Consider the following 18,701-nt stretch of genomic DNA (forward strand, 5'->3'; position numbering starts at 1 on the left):
CTGTCTCACCGTCCCGAGCCGACAGGTGGCCGGCTGCTCTGTCGTGGCGTGCGGTCCCGACCGGGGTGGGCCGCCGCCCACCGGTGGTAGATCTCCAGGTGGGCGGCGGCGGCCGTGTCGATGGCGAAGGCACTGGCGACGAACCGGTCGGCGGCCACCGCGGGGGCGGTCGACGCGGTGTACGCCGCCGCCCGGCCCACCGCCCGCGCCCACACCTGCGGCGGGGCGTCGACCCCGACGACTGTCACCCCGGGCAGCCGCTCGTCGATGAAGCGCACGCCCGGCAGGTCGGCGGCGACCGTGCCGACGCCCAACGCGACGGGCTCCAGCACTCCCCCGGGCAGCCCCTCCAGGCAGGACGGGTGGATGACGACGTCGGCCTGCCGCAGCAGCCCACCCACGTCGTCGCGGGGGCCCAGCAGGTGCACCCGGTCGCCGAGTCCGACGGCGTCCGCCGCCGCGCGGACCCGCTCGTCGTCGGCCGGGTCGCCCGGCCCGACCAGCACCGCGTGCGCGGACACCCCCCGGTCGCGCAGCGCGGCCAGGATCGGCGGCAGCAGCCAGCGGCGTTTCTCGGGTGAGGCCCGGCCCACCGTCACGCAGACCAGGTCGGCCGGTCCCGCGCCGATCAGGGCCCGCAGGTCGTCGGGGCTGGGGCGGCGCAGCCGGTCGAGGTCGAGCCCGTTGAGCACCACCCGGCACCGGGGGTCGTCACGCCAGCCCGGGTGGTAACCGAAGGTCAGGGAGCTGGGCGAGACACCGAGGACGTCGGTGGCGCAGATCCGCAGCAGCCGCCCGCAGACGAACCGGTAGACCCGGCGGCGCAGGGTGCGCGGCGCGTTGTCGTCGCCCCGGAAGTGCGCGACCCGCCCGGGTACGCCGCGCAGCGCGCCCAGCGCGAGCGGCACGCCGGAGAAGTTGGCGCAGTCGGCGTGCACCACGTCCGGGCGCAGCCGTGCGAGCAGCCGCAGGAACCGCAGCGGGAAGCGCGGGTCGAGGGGGATCGCGGTGACGCTGCCGCCGTGCCGGGCGACCACGTCGGCCAGCGGCCCCGGGCCGATCCGGTCGCTGAGCGTCACCAGGTGCAGGTCGACGCCGCCGGCCGCGAGCCGGGGCAGCAGTTCGGCGGTACGCATCTCGGTGCCGCCGAAGTTCAGCTCGCCGACGACCCGCAGCACCCGCAGCCGGCCGGTCACGACGGACCACACCGGGCGAGCGCCCGCCGGTAGCCCACCAGCGCGGCCGGCACCATGGTCGACAGGTACGCGACGCAGGCCGCCGCCGGCAGCCCGGCCAGGCCGAACTGGCGCAGCCCCCAGACCTTGAGCGCGGTGGCCAGCACCAGGAACGCCGCCCACCCGACGAACTGCGGCCGGAGGAGGCCGATGCTGTTCTGCACCATGATCAGTGGGGAGGTGACCGCGACCAGCAGTGACCAGCTTGCGAGCCCGACGAGGACGGGCAGCCGGATCGTCGACCGGTCGACGGACCCGAGCCAGAGGGCGATCAGCCGGTGACCGGTGCCGACCAGCGCCAACCCGACCGAGCCCACCACCACCCCGTAGAGCAGCACCATCCGCCGGGTGTTGCGGCGTACCCAGGCCACCTCGCCCCGGGCCAGGGCGGCGCCGTTGACCGGCCAGACCGTCATGCCCACCAGCCCGACGAAGACCCACAGCACGCCGAACAGCTTCCCCACGACCGCGTAGTGCGCCGCTGCCGCGAGCCCCAGCACGTTGGCGACCAGCGGGTTGTCCACGTTCAGCGCGATCGACGACATCGTGGTGAGCGCGAAGAACCGCACGCCCAGCCGGAGCAGGCCGGCGACGGTGTCCCGGTGCACGAGTCGTGGCCCCGGCCGGTGGGCCGGTGGGCAGGCCCAGAAGTAGGTGACGGTGTTGAGCAGGTTGGTCACCGGCAGAGCCAGCACCGCACCGGCGACGACCACCAGCGGTGGCCAGCCGGCGGCGATGGCGGCGAGCACCACGGCGAGGGCGGCCAGGGCACCGGCCGACTGCCAGGCGTTGCTCTGCACCATCTGGCCACGGGCGTACTGCACCCGTTGGACCAGCGAGAGCGGGATGTTGACGACGAACGCGCCGAAGCAGAGCAGGACCAGGGTGGGGGTCTGCGCGGCGACGCCCGGGTCACCGACGGCGAACAGCTCCACCCAGGGCACCACCGGCGTCACCACCAGCAGGGCGGCCAGCAGCAGCGCCGCGACCACGCCGAGGGTGGCGAACGCGCCGGAGATCTCCCGGGCCTGCTGGCGGGGGTCGTCGGCCAGTTGGCCGAGCCGGGTGAGCAGCCCGTTGCCCAGCCCCAGGTCGGCGAACCAGGCCATCCCGGTGAGCGCGGTGATCGCCATCCACAGGCCGTACCGCTGCTCGCCGAGGTACCGGAAGCAGGCGGGGGTGATGACCAGCGGCGCGGCCAGGCCGATCCCCTTGGCCACCATCGCGGTGGCGATGCCCACCGTGACGGTCCGGTCCCGGCTGGGCCCCGACGCCGGGGCTGGCGGCGCGGGGGTGGTCGTCGTCCCGTCGTCGGCCGTCGTGCCGCCGGTCGTCGGTCCGTCGGCCGTCGTGCCGGCCGCTGCGGGGGCGGGGGTGGCGGTCGCGGGTGTGGTCCCGACGGCCGTCGCGTCGGCGGGGACCGTGCCGGCGGCGGCCCGGCCCACGGCCCGGGTCACCGGAGGGGGGCGGGGGCGACAGCCAGCCGCTCGGCCAGCCACCCGGCCGTGGCCCGCAGCCCCTGCCGGCGCTCCACCGGGGTGACGTCCGGGAACAACTCCCGCAGGGTGGTGTTGTCGGCCAGCGAGTGCGGGACGTCCCCGGTACGCGGTGCCACGTGTTCCCGGGCGATCGGCCGGCCCAGCAGTTCCTCCAACTCGTCGAGGACCTGGAGCAGGCTGGCCCGCGCGCCGAAGGCGAGGTTGACCGGGTGCGGGTGGTGCACCCGGCGGCGCACCGCGTCGAGGATGACCTCGCAGACCGTGCCCACGTAGGTGAAGTCGCGGGACTGGGTGCCGTCGCCGTGCACCTGGACCGGCTCGCCGCGCAGGGCGGCGTGGGTGAACCGGGGGATGACGGCCGCGTACGCGTGGTCGTGGCGCTGCCCGGGGCCGAACACGTTGAAGAACCGGAACGCCAGCGTGGGCAGCCCGAACGACGCCTGGTGGGCCAGCGCGTACGCCTCGGTGGCGAGCTTGCTGGCCGCGTACGGGCTCATCGGGCGGGTCCAGGTCAGCTCCGCCTTGGGCAGCGCCGGGTTCATCCCGTACACCGACGAGGAGGAGGCGACCAGTACGTGCCCGACGTCGTGCCGGCGGGCCGCCTCCAGCACCATCAGCGTGCCGGTGGCGTTGGCGTGGTGGGAGGCGAGCGGGTCCCGCAGCGACCGGGGCACGCTGGGCAGCGCGGCCAGGTGGACCACCGCCTCCCGGCCCGCCATCGCCGCGTCCAGGGCCGCCGGGTCCAGGATCGACCCTTCGACGAGGTCGACGTCGAGCCCGGCGAGGTTGCCGCGCAGCCCCACCGAGAAGTCGTCGAGGACGCTGACCTCTTTGACAGCCGGCTCGGCCAACGCGGCGCGGGCCAGGTTGGCGCCGATGAAACCGGCCCCACCCGTAATCAGAATGCGCATGAACCACCCCCATGTACGCACATCACCTGTACATCGAGCCAGGGCGCGGCACGTTACGGCGGCGGCGCGAAATTCACCCTCCCCACGGCGGGGATGTCGGCCGGCGGCCGGACCGGTCTCCACCGAACGGCCGACGGTGCTGTCCGGGAACCGACCAAAAAGCGCCGTGAGCTGCGGAAACGCGCACAGTGACAGGGTCGTCGTGCGTCACGGTGGAGGTGTGGGATGCCCGAGCTGATCGTCTACCGGTCCAACGCCCTGATGTCGGTCAGGTCGCGGTTCGACGCCACCCGGGACGTGGTGATGCCGGCCAACCTGGCGTACCCCGAGGGGATGGTCGGCCTGTGGCACTCCGGCCTGCCGCAGGTGAGCCTCGTGCCCTCGACCGCCACCGACGCCCAGGTGTGGCCGGTCATGTCCGCCGTGGGCACCCGCGTCCACGACACCTCCGACGACAACTGCCCGATCAACACCGGCTGGTCGTACGTCGGCGGCAACCACGGCTACAACGTCGGCAACCAGATCGTCGTGACCAACCACGGCAAGACGACCGCCGACGTGGGTTCGCAGTGGAGCGACGGCACCCGCATCTTCACCCTGCTGGCCGTCACCAACGCCAACAGCCTGCTGTTCGGCAACCCGTACACGGTGGTGGACGGCATCGCGCAGGGTGCCCGGGTCAAGCCGGCCGGGCCGCTCACCCACGTCTCGGGGGCGACCAACCGGACCACCGTGCCGATCACCGGTCTCACCCCGGACGTGCAGATCCGCCCCGCCACCCACTCGCACACGGTCGCCGTCGAACTCGACGGCCGGCCGGTGCCCGACGGCCGGTCGACCGGACTGGAACTGGTGATCCGGGAGTCGTACCTCATCCCGACCTACCAAGGCATGATCGACACGGCGCGGGCGAACGTCGGCACCCCGATCGCCACGATCATGCCCAGGATCCCGTCGCTGTGCCGGATCGCCAACGTCTACCGCTGGTCGCCCGGTGGCGGCCTGCTCGTCACCCAGACGGTGACCGCGCTGACCCGGTTCACCCTCAACGCGGGCGTCACCCAGTGCGCGCCGCTGACACCGGTGACGGGCGGCTCCCGCCGGCAGTTCATGCCGAACGTGGGGGTGGCCGGCGGCCTGAACTGGTCGACCTGGGCCAACATCGACACCCTCGCCGCCCTCACCGACGTCACCCCGGCCAACCTCACCGACCGGACGATGCCGGCGGCCAGCATGACCCAGTGGGTGGTCAGCGGCGGCAGCGTGCAGCAGTGGGGCATCGCCGTCGGGTTGCTGCCGGTCGCGGACGGGGTGCCCACCGTCCGGGCCCGCTACACCACGGCCAAGAGCTGGTTCATCAGCTCCAGCCTGAAGAAGAACTACCCGCAGCTGGTGTGGGGGCGCACCCTGGCCGCCGGTGAGTCGGTGACCGGGACCGCCTACCGCCGCTACCTGGCCCCGCCGTCGACCGCCACCGGGCTCGTCGTCTCCGCCGGCGACGACGACTTCGTGGTGATCGAACGGGTCGGCACGGTCGCCCAGGCCGAACTGGCCGCGCCCGAGCTGTTCCACCGGCTGCTGGTGCCGGTGGGCGCGACGAACCTCACCGTGCCCGACCGGGTCACCGTCGCCGGTGTGCCGTACGCCGTGCCGGTCTCCCCCGGCTACGGGATGTGGCGCGCGGACCCCGACGGGGCAGTGGCTCAGCCGCTGCCGGGGGCGTCCCTCGCCCGGGGCGGCTACTTCCTCGTCCGGTCCGGCCCGACGGTGGAGAGCACCTGCACCGGTGCCTACCAGCAGCTGCTGCTGCACCCGTTCTTCCTGGCCGAGCCGACCCCGGTCGACCGGGCCTGCGTGGAGGTGACCCGGGTCGGCACCGGCGTGCTGCGCCACGGCGTGTACGCCCACGACCCGGCCACCGGCCGGCCCGCCCTGCTCGGCCCGGTCGCCGACTTCGGCACCGTGGCCGTCACCACCGTCGGGGTGAAGGAGTCGGTGCTGGCCGCGCCCGTCGGGCTGCCGGCCGGCTGGCACTGGTACGCGCAGGTGTGGCAGGTCAGCGGCGGCACCGCGCCGACGGTGCGGGCCAGTGGCGTCGGCTGCGCCACCGTGCTGAACCTGGGTTCGACGGCGGCGGCGATGGCCGGCGACCGGTACGGCTACGAGGTGACCGGGGTGACCGGCGCGCTGGGGGCGATCACCATCGCCGGGCTGCACCGGTTCCCCCCGCCGCAGGTCGCCTACCGGCGGGCCTGACCCGGCGGCCGGGCGGGACGTCAGCCGGTGGGGACGCCGTAGATCCGTTTCATCGCCTCGTGCTTGGCCGGGACGGGCAGGTGCCCGATGCCCAGCGACTTGGCCCGCAGCCGTTCCAGGTACTCGTCGGTGGTGCGCAGCGGCCGGGCCGGGACCCCGGCCGCCACCGTGTTGTCCGGGACGTCCCGGGTGACCACCGAACCGGCCCCGATGACGCACCGGTTGCCGATGGTGACGCCGGCCAGGATCATCGCACGCATGCCGATGTAGACGTCGTCGCCGATCGTGATCGGCGCGGTCCAGTCGAGGTCGGGATACTCCTTGCGGAGGATCAGCGTGCCGCCGTCGTGGGTGATGAACTGCACCTCGGAGGTGACGTAGACGTTGTCGCCGATGGTGATCAGCCAGGGTTCCGAGCCGAACATCGCCCGGTTGACCCCGTAGAACCTGACCCGACCGGTGAGGTTGACCCCCAGGGACCTGACGAACGCCTCGGGGTCGCGGGACGCGGCCAGATGGTCCCGTACGCGCCGGGCCATCGTACGAACACGACTGGGCACTGGCTGTCCTCGATCGCAGGTACGGTCCCGGGCTGCCGGCCCGGGGACGGGCGGGTCCGCTCACTGGGACAACGACCGGGGTCCGACCCCGGTGACGGCTGACCGCCGTCCTCGACGGTCAGCCGCAGAACTGGCGGGCGTGGGCCAGCACGTGCAGTTCCCGGTGCCGCTGCCGCCAGTGCCGGTAGCGCCGCCCGGCGGTGGCCTTGGCCTCGGCGCGTTCGGCGGGTGTCCGGTCGGCGAGCAGGTCGAGCACCCGGCTGAGGTCGGCCGCCGTCGCCGGGCGGACCACCATCCCGCCGGTGTCGGCGATCAGGTCGCTGAACGGCGTGTTGTCCGAGCAGACGACCGGGCAACCCGACGCCAGGCTCTCCAGGATGACGTGGCCGAAGTTCTCACCGAGGGTGGGGAAGAGGAACGCGTCGTAGCGGCTGAACGTCGGCATGACGTCCGCCGCCGCGAGTTCGCCGAGGTAGCGGACCCGGACGTGCCCCGGCATGGTCGCGATGACCCGTTGGCAGCGCGACCAGTAGTGCGGGTCCTCCGCCGGGCCGAAGATGTCGAACTCCACCGGCCGGGTGGTGCCGGCCACCGCCTCCAGGGCGGTACGCAGGTTCTTCATCGGCGAGATCCGGCCGACGAAGACCAGCCGCAGCGGACCGTCGTGCGCGACGACAGGTGGGGGCGGGTCCGCCGGGATCGGGCTCTCGTTGCCGTTCACCATCACCTGCGCCCACGGCAGGTTGGCCCGGATCTGCCGCTCCTCCAGCCCGCTGCACGCCTGCCAGCGCACCCGCAGCCGGCGCAGCAGCGGTGCCCACAACGCCAGGAAGACACGCTTCTTGGTGGCCCTGATCGCCAGGGCGCCGGGCGACAGCTCGCCGCGCGGGGCGACCAGGATGGCCCCGACCCGGGCCAGGCGCAGCGCCACCGCCAGGATCGCCAGCACCGAGAACAACGACCAGATGCTGTTGACGTAGAGCAGGTCGACCGGACGGGCCCGGACGTGGCGGACCAGCCGGGCCCAGTGCCGGGGGGCCCACGGATTGAGGTAGAAGACGGCGGACCGCCCGTCGCGTCGCAGCAGCCTTCCGGACAGACCGGGGTACGGTGCTGACGAGCCGAGGTCCCGGTCCCGGGTGATCAGGGTGACGTCGAGGTCCCCCGGCAGGGTGTCCAGGATGAACCGCAGCGAGCGGATCGGGCCGCCGCCCCGGAAACCCGGCTCGAACACCCCCGCGGTCGCGACCACCCGGTAGGTGCCCACGGACCGTCGTGGCGCGTCGGCGACGTCCAGGGAGGGCAGCCTTGTCAACTTGTTCACCATCGGCCCACCTTCACCGTGCCGCCCGGAAGGCGGCGTCCCGTAGGGATGTCTGCACCGCACGGGCGGTGGCCGGAGGGCCCGGCCCGTGCCGGAGGTCGCCGTCGAGGGGAAGGGTGCGCTCGCGGGCCATGGACTCGACCCGTGCCGCCGCGCACGTCGGACGGGCACCGGCGGTGCCGCGCGGGGCCGGCTGGCGGAACGCGACCGGTGTTCTCCGTGGCCGAGGGGGCAACGGTTGACCACCGACGTAGTGATCGTAGGCGCGGGCGGCATGGGCAGGGAGATGTTCGGGGTAATTCGGCTGCTCAATGCTTACGCGGCAGGTGCGGCCCCGTGGCGGGTCCTGGGCTTCGTCGACGACTACCCGACCGAGGAGAACGTGGCCCGGGTGCGGCGGCTCGGCGTCCCCTTCCTCGGCCCCACCCGCTGGCTCGCCGGTGGCCAGGCGGGCCTGACGGTGGCGCTGGGCGTCGGGCATCCCCGGCTGCGCCGCGAGACCGATCTGGCTCTCCAACGGTACGGCCTGCCCGCCGCCACGGTGGTGCACCCGGCGGCGGAGATCGGCCCGGACTGCGTCGTCGGGGAGGGGCTGTTCGCGGCCGGCGGGGCCCGGGTGACGACGAACGTGGTGCTGGGCCGCCAGGTGCACCTCAACCAGAACTGCACCGTGGGGCACGACAGCGTGCTCGGCGACCACGTCTCGGTCAATCCGCTCGCCGCGGTTTCCGGCTACTGCCGGCTGGACGACGGCGTCATGGTGGGCACCACGGCCGCCGTCCTGCCGGGGCTGCGGGTCGGGCGGGACGCCGTGGTGGGCGCGGGCGCGTGCGTGACCCGGGACGTCCCGGCGGACACGGTGGTCACCGGGGTACCCGCCCGGCCGGTGACGCCGGGGTCAGCGGCGGATGCCCGCCCAGTCGTGGTGTCGGCGCACGGTCGACAGGATGAAGTCGACCACCCGGCGTGAGGTGTCCGGGACCCGGTAGTCCGCCGGGCAGTCGACCGGACCGGCCGCCACCTGGTCCACCACGACCCGCACCGCCTCCACCACACCCTCCGGGTCGAGGCCGGTCATCACGATCGCCCCGGTATCCAGCGCCTCGGGGCGTTCGATGGACTCGCGCAGGGTCACCGCCGGGAAGCCGAGGATCGCCGCCTCCTCGCTGACCGTGCCGCTGTCGGACAGCGTGCACCGGGCGTGCCGTTGCAGGGTCACGTAGTCGAAGAAGCCGAACGGCTCGTGGAAGGTGATGCCGTCCAGCAGGGTGCCGTCGACGGCGAGCACCTCCAGCCGCTTGCGGGTACGCGGGTGGGTGGAGACCAGCAGCGGCAGCCGCCACTCGTCGCGTACCGCGCACAGGCAGTCCAGCAGCCGACGGAGCCGGTCCGGGTGGTCGACGTTCTCCTCCCGGTGGGCGCTGACGACGAAGTAGCCGTCCGGTTCGAGGGCGAGCTGCGCCAGGATGGTGGACCGTTCGATCTGCGGCCGGTAGTGGTCGAGCACCTCCCGCATCGGTGAGCCGGTGTGCAGGATGCGGCGGGGGTGCAGTCCTTCGGCGAGCAGGTTGCGCCGGGCGTGCTCGGAGTAGACCAGGTTGAAGTCGGCGACGTGGTCGACCAGCCGGCGGTTGGTCTCCTCCGGCACGTTGAGGTCGAAGCACCGGTTGCCCGCCTCCATGTGGTAGACCGGCACCTTCATCCGCCGCGCCATCAGCGCCGCGATGGCGCTGTTGGTGTCGCCGAGCACCAGCAGCGCGTCCGGCCGCAGCTCGGCGATGGCCTTCTCGGTGCCGACCAGCACCGCGCCGAGCAGGCTGCCCAGCGACCGGGTGTCGGCCCGCAGGAACCGGTCGGGCGGGCGTACGCCCAGCTCGGTGAAGAAGATGTCGGACAGCGCCGGGTCCCAGTTCTGTCCCGTGTGCACCAACGTGTGCTGCACGGTCCGGTCCAGCGTGTCGATCACCCGGGCCAGACGGATGATCTCCGGCCTGGTCCCGACGACTGTCATCACCCGGGTCACGGATGTCTCCTCGTGGTTGGTCTGGGTGGTTGCGGGAACCGTCGGCCGTACGGGTCGGCGGTGGTCACGACGAGCGGCCCTGCGGGGGCACCCGGTGCGACGGTTCGTCGATCGCCTGCCACGCCTGGTCGAGCACGCTGATCCGGGGTCGGCTACGCCGCCACCTGCGGTAGGCCTCCCCCGCGCTGAGCCGGGCCGCCTGCCGCTGCTCGGGCGGGGCGGTGGCGATCCGGGTGAGCAGCGCGCCGAGCGCCGCCGGGGTCAGCTCGGTGAGCACCTGCCCTCCGCCGTCGCGCAGCACGGGCGTCCACGGTGTCCGGTCCGAACAGACCACCGGGCAGTACGCCGCGAGGCTCTCCGCGATGGCGTTGCCGAAGTTCTCACCCCGGGTCGGCAGGACCGAGGCGTCGTACCTGGCGAACGTCGCACCCACCTGCCCGGGGGGCAGCTCACCCAGGTAGTTGACCACCGACGGGTCCGGCAGGGCCGCCCGCAGCTCCCGGCACCGTTGCCAGTATCTCGGGTCCTCGACCGGGCCGTAGATGTCCAGCCGCACCGGGGCCCGGACGTGGGCGAGCGCGGCGAGCACCAGGTCGAGGTTCTTGATCGGGGAGATCCGGCTGATGAAGACCAGCCGGGTATGGTCGGTGGCCGGCAGCGCGACCGGGGCGGGGTGCGGCTCGGGGCCGGGGGCGATCGCCACCACCCCGATGCGGGCCCGGGGCAGCACCCGGCGGATGTCGGCGACCTCCTGCGGTCCGGTGGCGTGCCACAGCACCCGAGGTCCCCGCAGCATCCACCGCCAGCCGGCCAGGAACACCCGCTTGCGCAGCCGGTGCAGGCCGAGGGCTGCCGCGCCGAACTCGCCCCGGGGGGCGACCAGGATGCGCTCCGCCCGCAGCAGGCCGAGCCGGGCCGCGACGATGGGCAGGATCGAGAAGACCGACCAGACGCTGTTGACGTAGAGCAGGTCGAACCGCGCCGAGCGCAGCGAGCGCCAGAGCGTCCGCCAGTGCGCCGGGTGCCGTGCGCCGAGGTAGAAGATGTCGGTGCGGCCCCGGCGTACCCAGGTGCCGGACAGGCCGGGATAGGCGGCGGGGCTGCCGAGGTCACGGTCGCGGGTCAGCAGGATGGTGGAGACCCCGGCGCTGGCCGTGTCGAGCACGTCGGAAATGGAGCGGACGGGCCCTCCAGCACGCCAGCCGGGGCTGAAGTAGCCGGCCGTGACGAGGACCCGGAAACTCTTTCCCCCGGCCTCGGCCAACCGTTCGTCGACTTCCGTCGCGGGGCTGGTGTCGCCGGCCATCCTCGCTCCTCGCTGAAGACACGAAACTGATCGGTTCAACGAGCGGAGACCCATTTCGTGACTGCGTTACGCAATTATCGCCAATCCGTCGAACACTAGCCGGAAACCCACAGCCAGCAGGACTTGAGCCGGTATAAGGAAGGCGGCGAAGAAATATCTGACCCGGCACGAGAGGACCCCCATGTCGCGAGTGGCACTCATATCCGGCACCACCGGTCAGGACGGCAGTTATCTGTCCGAGTTCCTTCTCGACAAGGGCTACACGGTGCACGGGATAAAGCGAAGGTCGTCCTCGTTCAACACCGAACGGATCGACCAGGTGGACGTCCATCCCCGCGACGGGGAGGCCCGCCTGTTCCTGCACTACAGCGACCTGTCCGATCCGGCGTCGTTGACCGCGCTGATCCGCGACATCCGGCCGGACGAGATCTACAACCTCGGCGCGCAGAGCCACGTCCGGGTCTCGTTCGACATTCCCGGCTACACCGCCGACGTCACCGGGCTCGGTGCCCTGCGGATGCTGGAGGCGGCCCGCGCGGCCGACGTCGACTGCCGCTTCTATCAGGCGTCCTCGTCGGAGATGTTCGGTTCCGCCCCGCCGCCCCAGCGCGAGGAGACCCCGTTCCACCCCCGCAGCCCGTACGCGTGCGCCAAGGTCTACGCCTACTGGACGGCGGTCAACTACCGCGAGTCGTGGGACATGTTCTGCGTCAACGGCATCCTGTTCAACCACGAGAGCCCCCGACGGGGGGAGAACTTCGTCACCCGCAAGATCACCCGCGCGGTCGCCCGGATCGAGGCCGGCATCCAGGACAGGCTCTACCTGGGCAACCTCGACGCCGTCCGGGACTGGGGCTACGCCCCCGAGTACGTCGAGGCGATGTGGCTGGCCCTGCAACAGGACACCCCGGACGACTACGTGGTGGCCACCGGCGAGGGGCACTCGGTGCGCGAGTTCGTCGAGGCCGCCTTCGACCGGGTCGGGCTCGACTGGCAACGGTACGTCGAGATCGACCCCCGATACTTCCGGCCGGCCGAGGTCGACGCGCTCATCGGCGACTACACCAAGGCCCGGCGGCGGCTGGGCTGGGCGCCCAAGACCCTCTTCGGCGACCTGGTAAGGATCATGGTGGACGCCGACCGGCAACTGCTGGAGGACGAGCGGATGGGACGCCTGGTGCGGGTGGACCGATGAGGATCACCGTCGAGGCCACCCCGATCCGGCCCGGCCACGCCGCCGGGGTCGAGGCGTTCACCTACGGCCTGCTCACCGGCATGGTCGCCGACACCTCCTGCGAGCTGCGGGTGAACGTGCTGCGGGGCACCCTGGAGCGGTGGCGCGACCAGGTGCCCGCCGAGCGGATCGGCTGGGCCGAGGTCACCCAGCCGCTGCGCTCGGACACCGCCCCCGGGCAGCTCCTACGCCGTTGGACACCGACCCGGGTCCGCGACTCCCTCGCCGTACGCCGGGCGGTCAATGCGGTCCGGCACCGCTCGGTGCCCCGGCAGCGCGGCGCGGACGTCACGCTCTACCCGTTCCACAGCGCCCCGATCGGCACCGGCCCGTCGGTCGTCGTGGTGCACGACCTGCGGCACCTGCTGGCCGCCTTCCACTCCCCCGGCTTCGCCGCGGTGGTCCGGGAGAACGTGGCCCGCGCCGACGCCGTCGTGGTGACCTGGCCGCACCCGTACCGGGAGACGCTACGGCTGTTTCCCGAGGCGGCGGAGCGGACCGCGCTCATCCCCACCCCGACGTTCCAACCCGCGCCCGCCCGCGCCGCCGCGCGCCCCGAACCGGGCCTGCTGCTCTACCCGTCCTCGACGGCGACCCACAAGAACCACGCGACGCTGCTGGAGGCGATGGCGCTGCTCCCGCAGTGCCGGCTGGTCTGCCCCGGTCCGCTGGTCGAGCCGGACGCCAGCCGGCTGCTCGCCCGCGCCGCGCAGCCCGACCTGCGCGGCCGGGTGTCCTTCCCCGGGTTCGTCACCCTCGACGAGTTGAACGCCCTCTACGCCCGCGCCGACGCGGTGGTGATCCCGTCGCTGTGGGAGGCGGCGAGCGGCGCCATGCTGGAGGCGTTCAGCTGGGGCCTGCCCGTCGCCTGCGCCGACGCCGAACCGCTGCTGGCGCAGTTGGAGTTCACCGGCGCCGAGGCGGCCGTCTTCTCGGCCACCGAGCCCGCCTCGCTGGCCGAGGCGGTCTACCGGCTGCTGGCCGACCGGGCGCACTACGCCGCCGCCGCCCGGCACGCCAACGGCCGGCTGGCCGCCCGCACCTGGACGGCGACCGGCGGCGACTACCTCGACGTGCTGCGCTGGGTGGCCGACGGCCGGCCGGGACCGATGCCGCGCTCGGCGTTCGCCGCCGAACTGACCGGGGAGGAAACCTCGTGAGCCTGACCGACGACAGCTATCCGGTGTCCCGCCCGAGCCTGACCGACCTTGAGCAACGGTACGTCGTGGAGGCCCTGCGCAGCGGCTGGGTCTCCTCCCGGGGTCCCTTCCTCACCGACTTCGAGGACCGCTTCGCCCGCCGGTGCGCCGCCGGCACCGCGGTCGCCACCGCCAACGGCACGGTCGCCCTGCACCTGGTCCTCGCCGCCGCCGGGATCGGTCCGGGCGACGAGGTCATCGTGCCCGCGCTGACCTACGTGGCGACCGCGAACGCCGTCGCGTACTGCGGGGCGCGGGCGGTCTGTGTGGACGTCCTGCCGCAGAGCTGGTGCGTCGACCCGGCCGCGGTCCGCGCGGCGATCGGGCCACGCACCCGGGCGGTCGTCGCCGTCGACCTGTACGGCCACCCCGCCGACTATCCGGCCCTGCGCGCGCTGTGCCAGCGGCACGGTCTGCTCCTGGTCGCCGACGCCGCGGAGTCCTTCGGGGCCACGCTCGACGGGGAGCCGACCGGTTCCCTGGCCGACGCCACGACGTTCTCGTTCTTCGGCAACAAGGTGCTCACCGCCGGCGAGGGCGGCTGCGTGACCACCTCCGACGCGACGCTGGCCGAACGGATGCGGCTGCTGCGCAACCAGGGGATGGACCCGCAGCGGCGGTACTACTTCCCGGTGCTGGGCTACAACTACCGGATGACGAACCTGGCCGCCGCGCTGCTCTGCGCCCAGCTCGACCGGGCCGAGGAGATCATCGCCCGGCGGGACGCGGTGGTCGCCGGCTACGAGACGCAACTCGCCGACGAGCCGGCGCTGTCGGCCCAGCCGGTGTTCCCCGGGGTCCGCCGCGCGCCGTGGATGGCCTGCTTCCTGGTCGGGCCCGCCGGGGACACCGCCTCCCGGGACGCGCTGGCGCTGGCGCTGGACCGGCTCGGCGTGGAGACCCGGCCCTTCTTCGTGCCGATCCCCGAACTGCCCGCCCACCACGATCCGGCGGCGCACTACCCGGTGACCGTCGACCTGAGCCGGCGCGGGATCAACCTGCCCACCTATCCGGAGCTGACCGAGCCGGGGGTCAAGACGGTGGTGGAACGCGTCCGCGCCGCCCTGGCGGCGGTCGGCTGAGCCCGGCCGACCCACCCGGTCCCGTCCCCGATCAGCCCATGGGCGGGACCGGGTGGCGTCGACGATGTGCCGGCGGGTGGGACCGGGCATCCCACCGGTGGGCGGGCGGGCGGCCGGCCCCCCGCAGCAGCAGCAGGTAGCTGCCCGCCCAGGCGACCGCGCTGACCAGGGCCAACACCGCGAGGGCGCCCGCCGCGCCGGTCGCCCCACCCAGGACCGCCGCGCCGACGACCACCGGCACCCGCAGCCCGCCCAGTAGGACCCCGAGCAGGATCGCCAGGCGGCTCGCCTGCTCGATCCGTAGCCCGGCGAAGCCGACGGCGGCCGGCACCGCGAACAGGCTCTCCAGCGCCAGCAGCACCAGCAGGCTGCGGGCCAGGTCCCAGTTGCCGCCGAGGAGCATCCTGCCCAGCCGGTCGGGCAGCAGGGCGACCGCCGCCGTGATCGGCAGGACAGCGGCGGCCACCAGCAGCGCGACCCGCACGGCCGCCCGGGACCGGACCGACCGGGACGCGGTACGGGTGCGGGCCAGGTAGGGCAGGGTCAGCGTGGCGGCGGTGGCCAGCAGCAGGTTCACCGGCCCCAGCAGGGTCCGCCCGGCACTCAACGCCCCCACCACCGGGGTGCCCGCGAAGGCCGCCACCGCGCTCAGCGACAGCTGCGCCGACCCGGTGGTGAGCAGGAACTGCGTACCGAATCCCAGCGCGATCCGGCGCTGCGCCCGGTCGACGTACCAGCCGGGCCGCAGGGCGTAGCCGCGTCGGGCCGCCACGACCACGCCCACCACGCCGCCGCCGGCCGCCCAACCGGCCACCACCCACGGCGCGTCGACCAGCCCGAGCAGGCCGGCCAGCGCGGCGCAGCCGGTGAGAGCCGCCCAGGTCGCCTCCTGCCACAACGCGCCCGACGGGACGCCGAGCCCGACGGCGACCGCCTTCGCGTGGTCGTAGAGCACCAGCCCCGGCAGGGCGAGGCCCACCCCGAGCAGATACGGCGACCCGTACGCCACGCCGGCCGCACCGACCGGAACGCCGCAGAGCACCCCGAGCAGGACGACCCGTCGGGCGGCCGGGGCCACGCCCGTCCCCGCCGCCAGGGTCGCCTCGGTCACCATGCTGCGGACCAGCCCGGAGCCGAGCACGTAACACGAGAAGGCCAGCGCGAACTCGCCCACCCCGCCGATCGACTCCAGCCGGGTGACGGTGACCGCCACCAGCAGGTTGCCGCCGCTGGACAACCCCCCGACGACCAGCGCGAGCAGAGCCCGACGACCGCGTCGGGGGGCACCCCGGACACCGGTACCGCCGACCCGGGAGCGGACCGGAACGGTCACCGGACGGCACCCACCGGCAGCGTCACCTCGTCGTCGCGACCGGCGGGGGCGCTGCGGGTAAGCCACAACAGCAGGAAGACCGGTGCGGCCGACACCACGTGTTGCAGGAACCCGATGGTGCAGTCGGGGTAGGTCCCCGACCAGAGCAGCACGTCGGAGAAGACCAGGCAGAACAGCGTCAGGCGGGCCGGGCCGGGCCGGCTCCGCCAGCGCAGCAGCAGTGCCACGAAGCCCGCCCAGAAGGCGTGCACGGCCACCATGCCGGCGGGTCCGTCGAAGAACCAGATGTTGCCCAACAGCAGGAAGGTGTACGCCGACGTCGGTCCCCCGCCGAGGAACTGGTTGATCTGCTGCCCGGTGGACAACGCCGGCCGGTCCGGATCGAGCACCCGGGGCACCAGCCCGTACCTGAAGTAGTCGGCGACACCGGGCTGGCCGATCTCGACCGGCACCGCGAACGCCGCCACGGCGGTGAGCTGGCTGTCCAGCCGGAGCCGGTCGGCAGCGGTGACCTGGGTGTCCACCACCACCCCCTGCTCCTCCCGGATGGCGTTGCGCTGCGCGAACATGGCGGGCCAGGCGAGCAGGAGCACCACCGTCCAGAGCAGGAGGTGACGCAACCGGAAGACCCCGCAGACCGCCCCGGCGGCGGCCACGAAGAACACCAGGGCCACCAGGGGCGCGGACCGGGCCGTCAGCACCGCGACGTACGCCTCCACGCCGACGAGCACGGCCACCCAGCAGTACAACCGCCGCACCGACAGCCGGCCGCTGAGGTGGCTGCCCACCAACAGGGCGAAGCCCAGGGTGCCCCAACCGGAGAAGAGGGCGCACACCATCGCGACAGGGCTGTCGGACAGGTCGCCGGACACCTGGGTGACGATGGTCCCCCGCCCGAGGTGGGCGCCGATGATGCTCGTCACCATCCCGGTCAGGGTCACCAGCCGGGCCACCGGGTAGATCCGGGGATAGCGGGCGGTCGCCTGGCGCATCCCCCGTCGCCACTGCGGGTCGGGACGCCCGAGGAACAGGCCCATCGTCTCCACGCTGACGCTGCCCAGCAGGGCCAGCCCCACCAGGAGCACGATGAAGCCGGTCTGCGGGTTGTCGTTGAGGACCGCCATCGGGAGGATGAACACCGCGTACGGGGCGAGCACCAGGAAGCTGACCGGATAGCAGCGCAACAGCCCACCGACCAGCTCCCGCTGCCGGGACCAGCCGCCACGGCCCGGCCCGACCGGCACCGCTCCGCTCACCCAGGGCCCGGATCCACAGTCGACGGCCAGCTGCTCTCCGGCCGCCCTGGGCCCGATCATCAGGCGTCCCTTGCGCGGTGAGCGCCACGCCGGCCGGGGCCCCGCAACGCTCCCGACCGCACACGCCCGCCAGCAGGCAGCAGCGCCGGACGGCCACCTGACCCGAGGGGGATCCTGCGGGTCAGCCACAGGAGGAAGAAGACCGTCATGGCCGACACCACGTGTTGCAGGAAGGCTATCGTCGACTCGGGGTAGGTGCCGGACCACAGCAGCACGTCCGAGCAGACGAGGCAGAACAGGCTCAACCGGGCCGGCCCGGGCCGGGCCCGCCACCGCAGCAGCAACGCCACGAAGCCCGCCCAGAAGGCGTGCACGCCCAGCACCCCGACGGGCCCGTCGAAGAACCAGATGTTGCCCAGCAGCAGGAAGTTGGAGGCGGACGTCGGGCCGCCGCCGAGGAACTGGTTGATCTGCTGCCCGGTGGACAGGGCCGGTCGGTCGGGATCGACGATCCGGGGCACCAGCCCGTACCGGAGGTGGTCGACGAGGCCGGGCTGGCCGAGGTCGACGGGGACGTCGATGCCCGCGACGAGGGTCAACTGCCGGTCCAGGCGGATCCGGTCCGCCGCCGTGACGGCGTCGCTCACCTCGATGCCCTGGTCCTGTCGGATCTCGTTGCGGTAGTCGAAGATGGACGGCCAGAGCAGGACCATCACCACCGTGCCGAGCAACAGGTACCGCAGCCGGAACACGCCACAGACCACCCCGGCGGCGACCACGAAGAACAGGAAGGCGATCAGGGGGGCGGTGAGGGCGGTCAGCATGGTGACGACCGCCTGGGTGGTGACGAGCGCGGCGAGCCAGCCGTACAGCTTGCCCCGGGTCAGTCGGCCGCCCAGGTGGCTGGCGACCAGCAGCGCGAAGCCGAGCGCGCCCCAGCCGGAGAAGAGCTTGGTCAGCGCCACCATCGGCGCGTCGGACAACTCCCCGGAGATCTGCGCGACGATGCTCCCCCGCCCGAGGTAGGCGCCCAGCAGGTCGGCCGCGATGCTGGTCAACGTCACCAGCCGGGCCACCGGATAGATGTACGGATACCGGGCGGTCGCCTGCCGCATGCCCTGCCGCCACTGCGGGTCGGGACGCCCGAAGAGCAGACCCAGCGTCTCCACGCTGACGCTGCCCAGCAGGGCCAGCCCCACCAGGAGCACGATGAAGCCGGTCTGCGGGTTGTCGTAGAACACCGCCATCGGAAGGATCAGCAACGCGTACGGGGCGAGCACCAGGAAGCTGACCGGATAGCAGCGCAACAGCCGACCGACCAGCTCCTGCTGTCGTCTCGACCGGGCGTCTCGGGTCGGGCGGACCGCCCGGGTGTCGATGACGTCGATCCGCGGTCCAGGGTCGGTGACCGCCCTGGACCAGACCATCAGATGTTCCCCTCACTGTTTTCGGTCGCCTCATGCGCAACGAGGCAGCGGGGGCG

Annotated in this window: 15 protein-coding genes; 5 read left to right on the plus strand and 10 right to left on the minus strand. The window is 73.2% G+C overall.

The genetic code is table 11. The features are described 5' to 3' along the window. Nucleotides 1-5 precede the first annotated feature (5 nt). Genes ACN267_RS14535 through ACN267_RS14545 form a run of 3 tightly spaced genes read right to left on the minus strand, consistent with a single transcriptional unit; the run spans nucleotide 6 to nucleotide 3,645 of the window. On the minus strand, nucleotides 6-1,208 hold the full coding sequence (locus ACN267_RS14535; RefSeq protein WP_421488902.1) for a glycosyltransferase: 1,203 nt from the start codon (nucleotides 1,206-1,208) through the stop codon (nucleotides 6-8). Next, entirely contained in the window at nucleotides 1,193-2,692 is a 1,500-nt protein-coding gene (locus ACN267_RS14540) for a lipopolysaccharide biosynthesis protein (protein ID WP_421488903.1), read from the minus strand. The genes ACN267_RS14535 and ACN267_RS14540 overlap by 16 nt, the downstream gene beginning before the upstream one ends. Further along, on the minus strand, nucleotides 2,689-3,645 hold the full coding sequence (locus ACN267_RS14545; protein ID WP_204961224.1) for an NAD-dependent epimerase/dehydratase family protein: 957 nt from the start codon (nucleotides 3,643-3,645) through the stop codon (nucleotides 2,689-2,691). Before ACN267_RS14545 ends, ACN267_RS14540 begins: the two co-directional genes overlap by 4 nt. Nucleotides 3,646-3,870: 225 nt before the next feature. Between ACN267_RS14545 and ACN267_RS14550 the strand changes: the two genes are divergently transcribed. Next, nucleotides 3,871-5,901 (plus strand): hypothetical protein, encoded by a 2,031-nt coding sequence (locus ACN267_RS14550; RefSeq protein ID WP_421488904.1) that lies wholly within the window; start codon nucleotides 3,871-3,873, stop codon nucleotides 5,899-5,901. A 20-nt stretch (nucleotides 5,902-5,921) separates the two neighbouring features. Here ACN267_RS14550 and ACN267_RS14555 read toward each other — a convergent pair whose 3' ends face one another. After that, nucleotides 5,922-6,440 carry an acyltransferase gene (locus tag ACN267_RS14555; protein WP_204961222.1) on the minus strand — a complete coding sequence of 173 codons (519 nt, stop codon included), beginning with the start codon at nucleotides 6,438-6,440 and terminating at the stop codon, nucleotides 5,922-5,924. 139 nt (nucleotides 6,441-6,579) lie between these two features. After that, nucleotides 6,580-7,788, minus strand: coding sequence for a glycosyltransferase family 4 protein (locus tag ACN267_RS14560; protein ID WP_281899131.1), 1,209 nt, complete (start codon nucleotides 7,786-7,788; stop codon nucleotides 6,580-6,582). 235 nt (nucleotides 7,789-8,023) lie between these two features. Here ACN267_RS14560 and ACN267_RS14565 point away from each other — a divergent pair, with 235 nt between their 5' ends. After that, nucleotides 8,024-8,755, plus strand: a complete 732-nt coding sequence (locus ACN267_RS14565; protein WP_204961220.1) for a NeuD/PglB/VioB family sugar acetyltransferase — start codon at nucleotides 8,024-8,026, stop codon at nucleotides 8,753-8,755. Here ACN267_RS14565 and wecB read toward each other — a convergent pair. After that, a complete protein-coding gene (gene wecB, locus ACN267_RS14570; protein ID WP_204961219.1) occupies nucleotides 8,684-9,808 on the minus strand; it encodes a non-hydrolyzing UDP-N-acetylglucosamine 2-epimerase in 1,125 nt (374 codons plus the stop codon). The two genes, ACN267_RS14565 and wecB, sit on opposite strands and share 72 nt — an antisense overlap. A gap of 64 nt (nucleotides 9,809-9,872) precedes the next feature. Next, complete coding sequence (locus ACN267_RS14575; protein ID WP_421488905.1) at nucleotides 9,873-11,114, minus strand: glycosyltransferase; 1,242 nt, start codon at nucleotides 11,112-11,114, stop codon at nucleotides 9,873-9,875. Nucleotides 11,115-11,295: 181 nt separating this feature from the next. On the opposite strand from ACN267_RS14575, the gene gmd reads away from it, so the two are divergent. Genes gmd through ACN267_RS14590 form a run of 3 tightly spaced genes read left to right on the plus strand, consistent with a single transcriptional unit; the run spans nucleotide 11,296 to nucleotide 14,629 of the window. Next, complete coding sequence (gene gmd, locus ACN267_RS14580; protein ID WP_204961217.1) at nucleotides 11,296-12,309, plus strand: GDP-mannose 4,6-dehydratase; 1,014 nt, start codon at nucleotides 11,296-11,298, stop codon at nucleotides 12,307-12,309. Then, nucleotides 12,306-13,508, plus strand: a complete 1,203-nt coding sequence (locus ACN267_RS14585; protein WP_421488906.1) for a glycosyltransferase — start codon at nucleotides 12,306-12,308, stop codon at nucleotides 13,506-13,508. Before gmd ends, ACN267_RS14585 begins: the two co-directional genes overlap by 4 nt. Then, on the plus strand, nucleotides 13,505-14,629 hold the full coding sequence (locus ACN267_RS14590; protein WP_421488907.1) for a DegT/DnrJ/EryC1/StrS family aminotransferase: 1,125 nt from the start codon (nucleotides 13,505-13,507) through the stop codon (nucleotides 14,627-14,629). The genes ACN267_RS14585 and ACN267_RS14590 overlap by 4 nt, the downstream gene beginning before the upstream one ends. A 31-nt stretch (nucleotides 14,630-14,660) precedes the next feature. Here ACN267_RS14590 and ACN267_RS14595 read toward each other — a convergent pair whose 3' ends face one another. The 3 genes from ACN267_RS14595 to ACN267_RS14605 are packed head-to-tail and all read right to left on the minus strand — an operon-like array spanning nucleotide 14,661 to nucleotide 18,645. Beyond that, complete coding sequence (locus ACN267_RS14595) at nucleotides 14,661-15,962, minus strand: hypothetical protein (RefSeq protein ID WP_421488908.1); 1,302 nt, start codon at nucleotides 15,960-15,962, stop codon at nucleotides 14,661-14,663. Continuing rightward, complete coding sequence (locus tag ACN267_RS14600; protein WP_421488909.1) at nucleotides 15,959-17,278, minus strand: hypothetical protein; 1,320 nt, start codon at nucleotides 17,276-17,278, stop codon at nucleotides 15,959-15,961. The genes ACN267_RS14595 and ACN267_RS14600 overlap by 4 nt, the downstream gene beginning before the upstream one ends. Next, nucleotides 17,278-18,645 (minus strand): hypothetical protein, encoded by a 1,368-nt coding sequence (locus ACN267_RS14605; RefSeq protein WP_421488910.1) that lies wholly within the window; start codon nucleotides 18,643-18,645, stop codon nucleotides 17,278-17,280. Before ACN267_RS14605 ends, ACN267_RS14600 begins: the two co-directional genes overlap by 1 nt. Between the last annotated feature and the right edge of the window lie 56 nt (nucleotides 18,646-18,701).

Source organism: Micromonospora sp. WMMD734 (assembly GCF_049178975.1).
In the GTDB taxonomy this organism is placed as follows: domain Bacteria; phylum Actinomycetota; class Actinomycetes; order Mycobacteriales; family Micromonosporaceae; genus Micromonospora; species Micromonospora wenchangensis.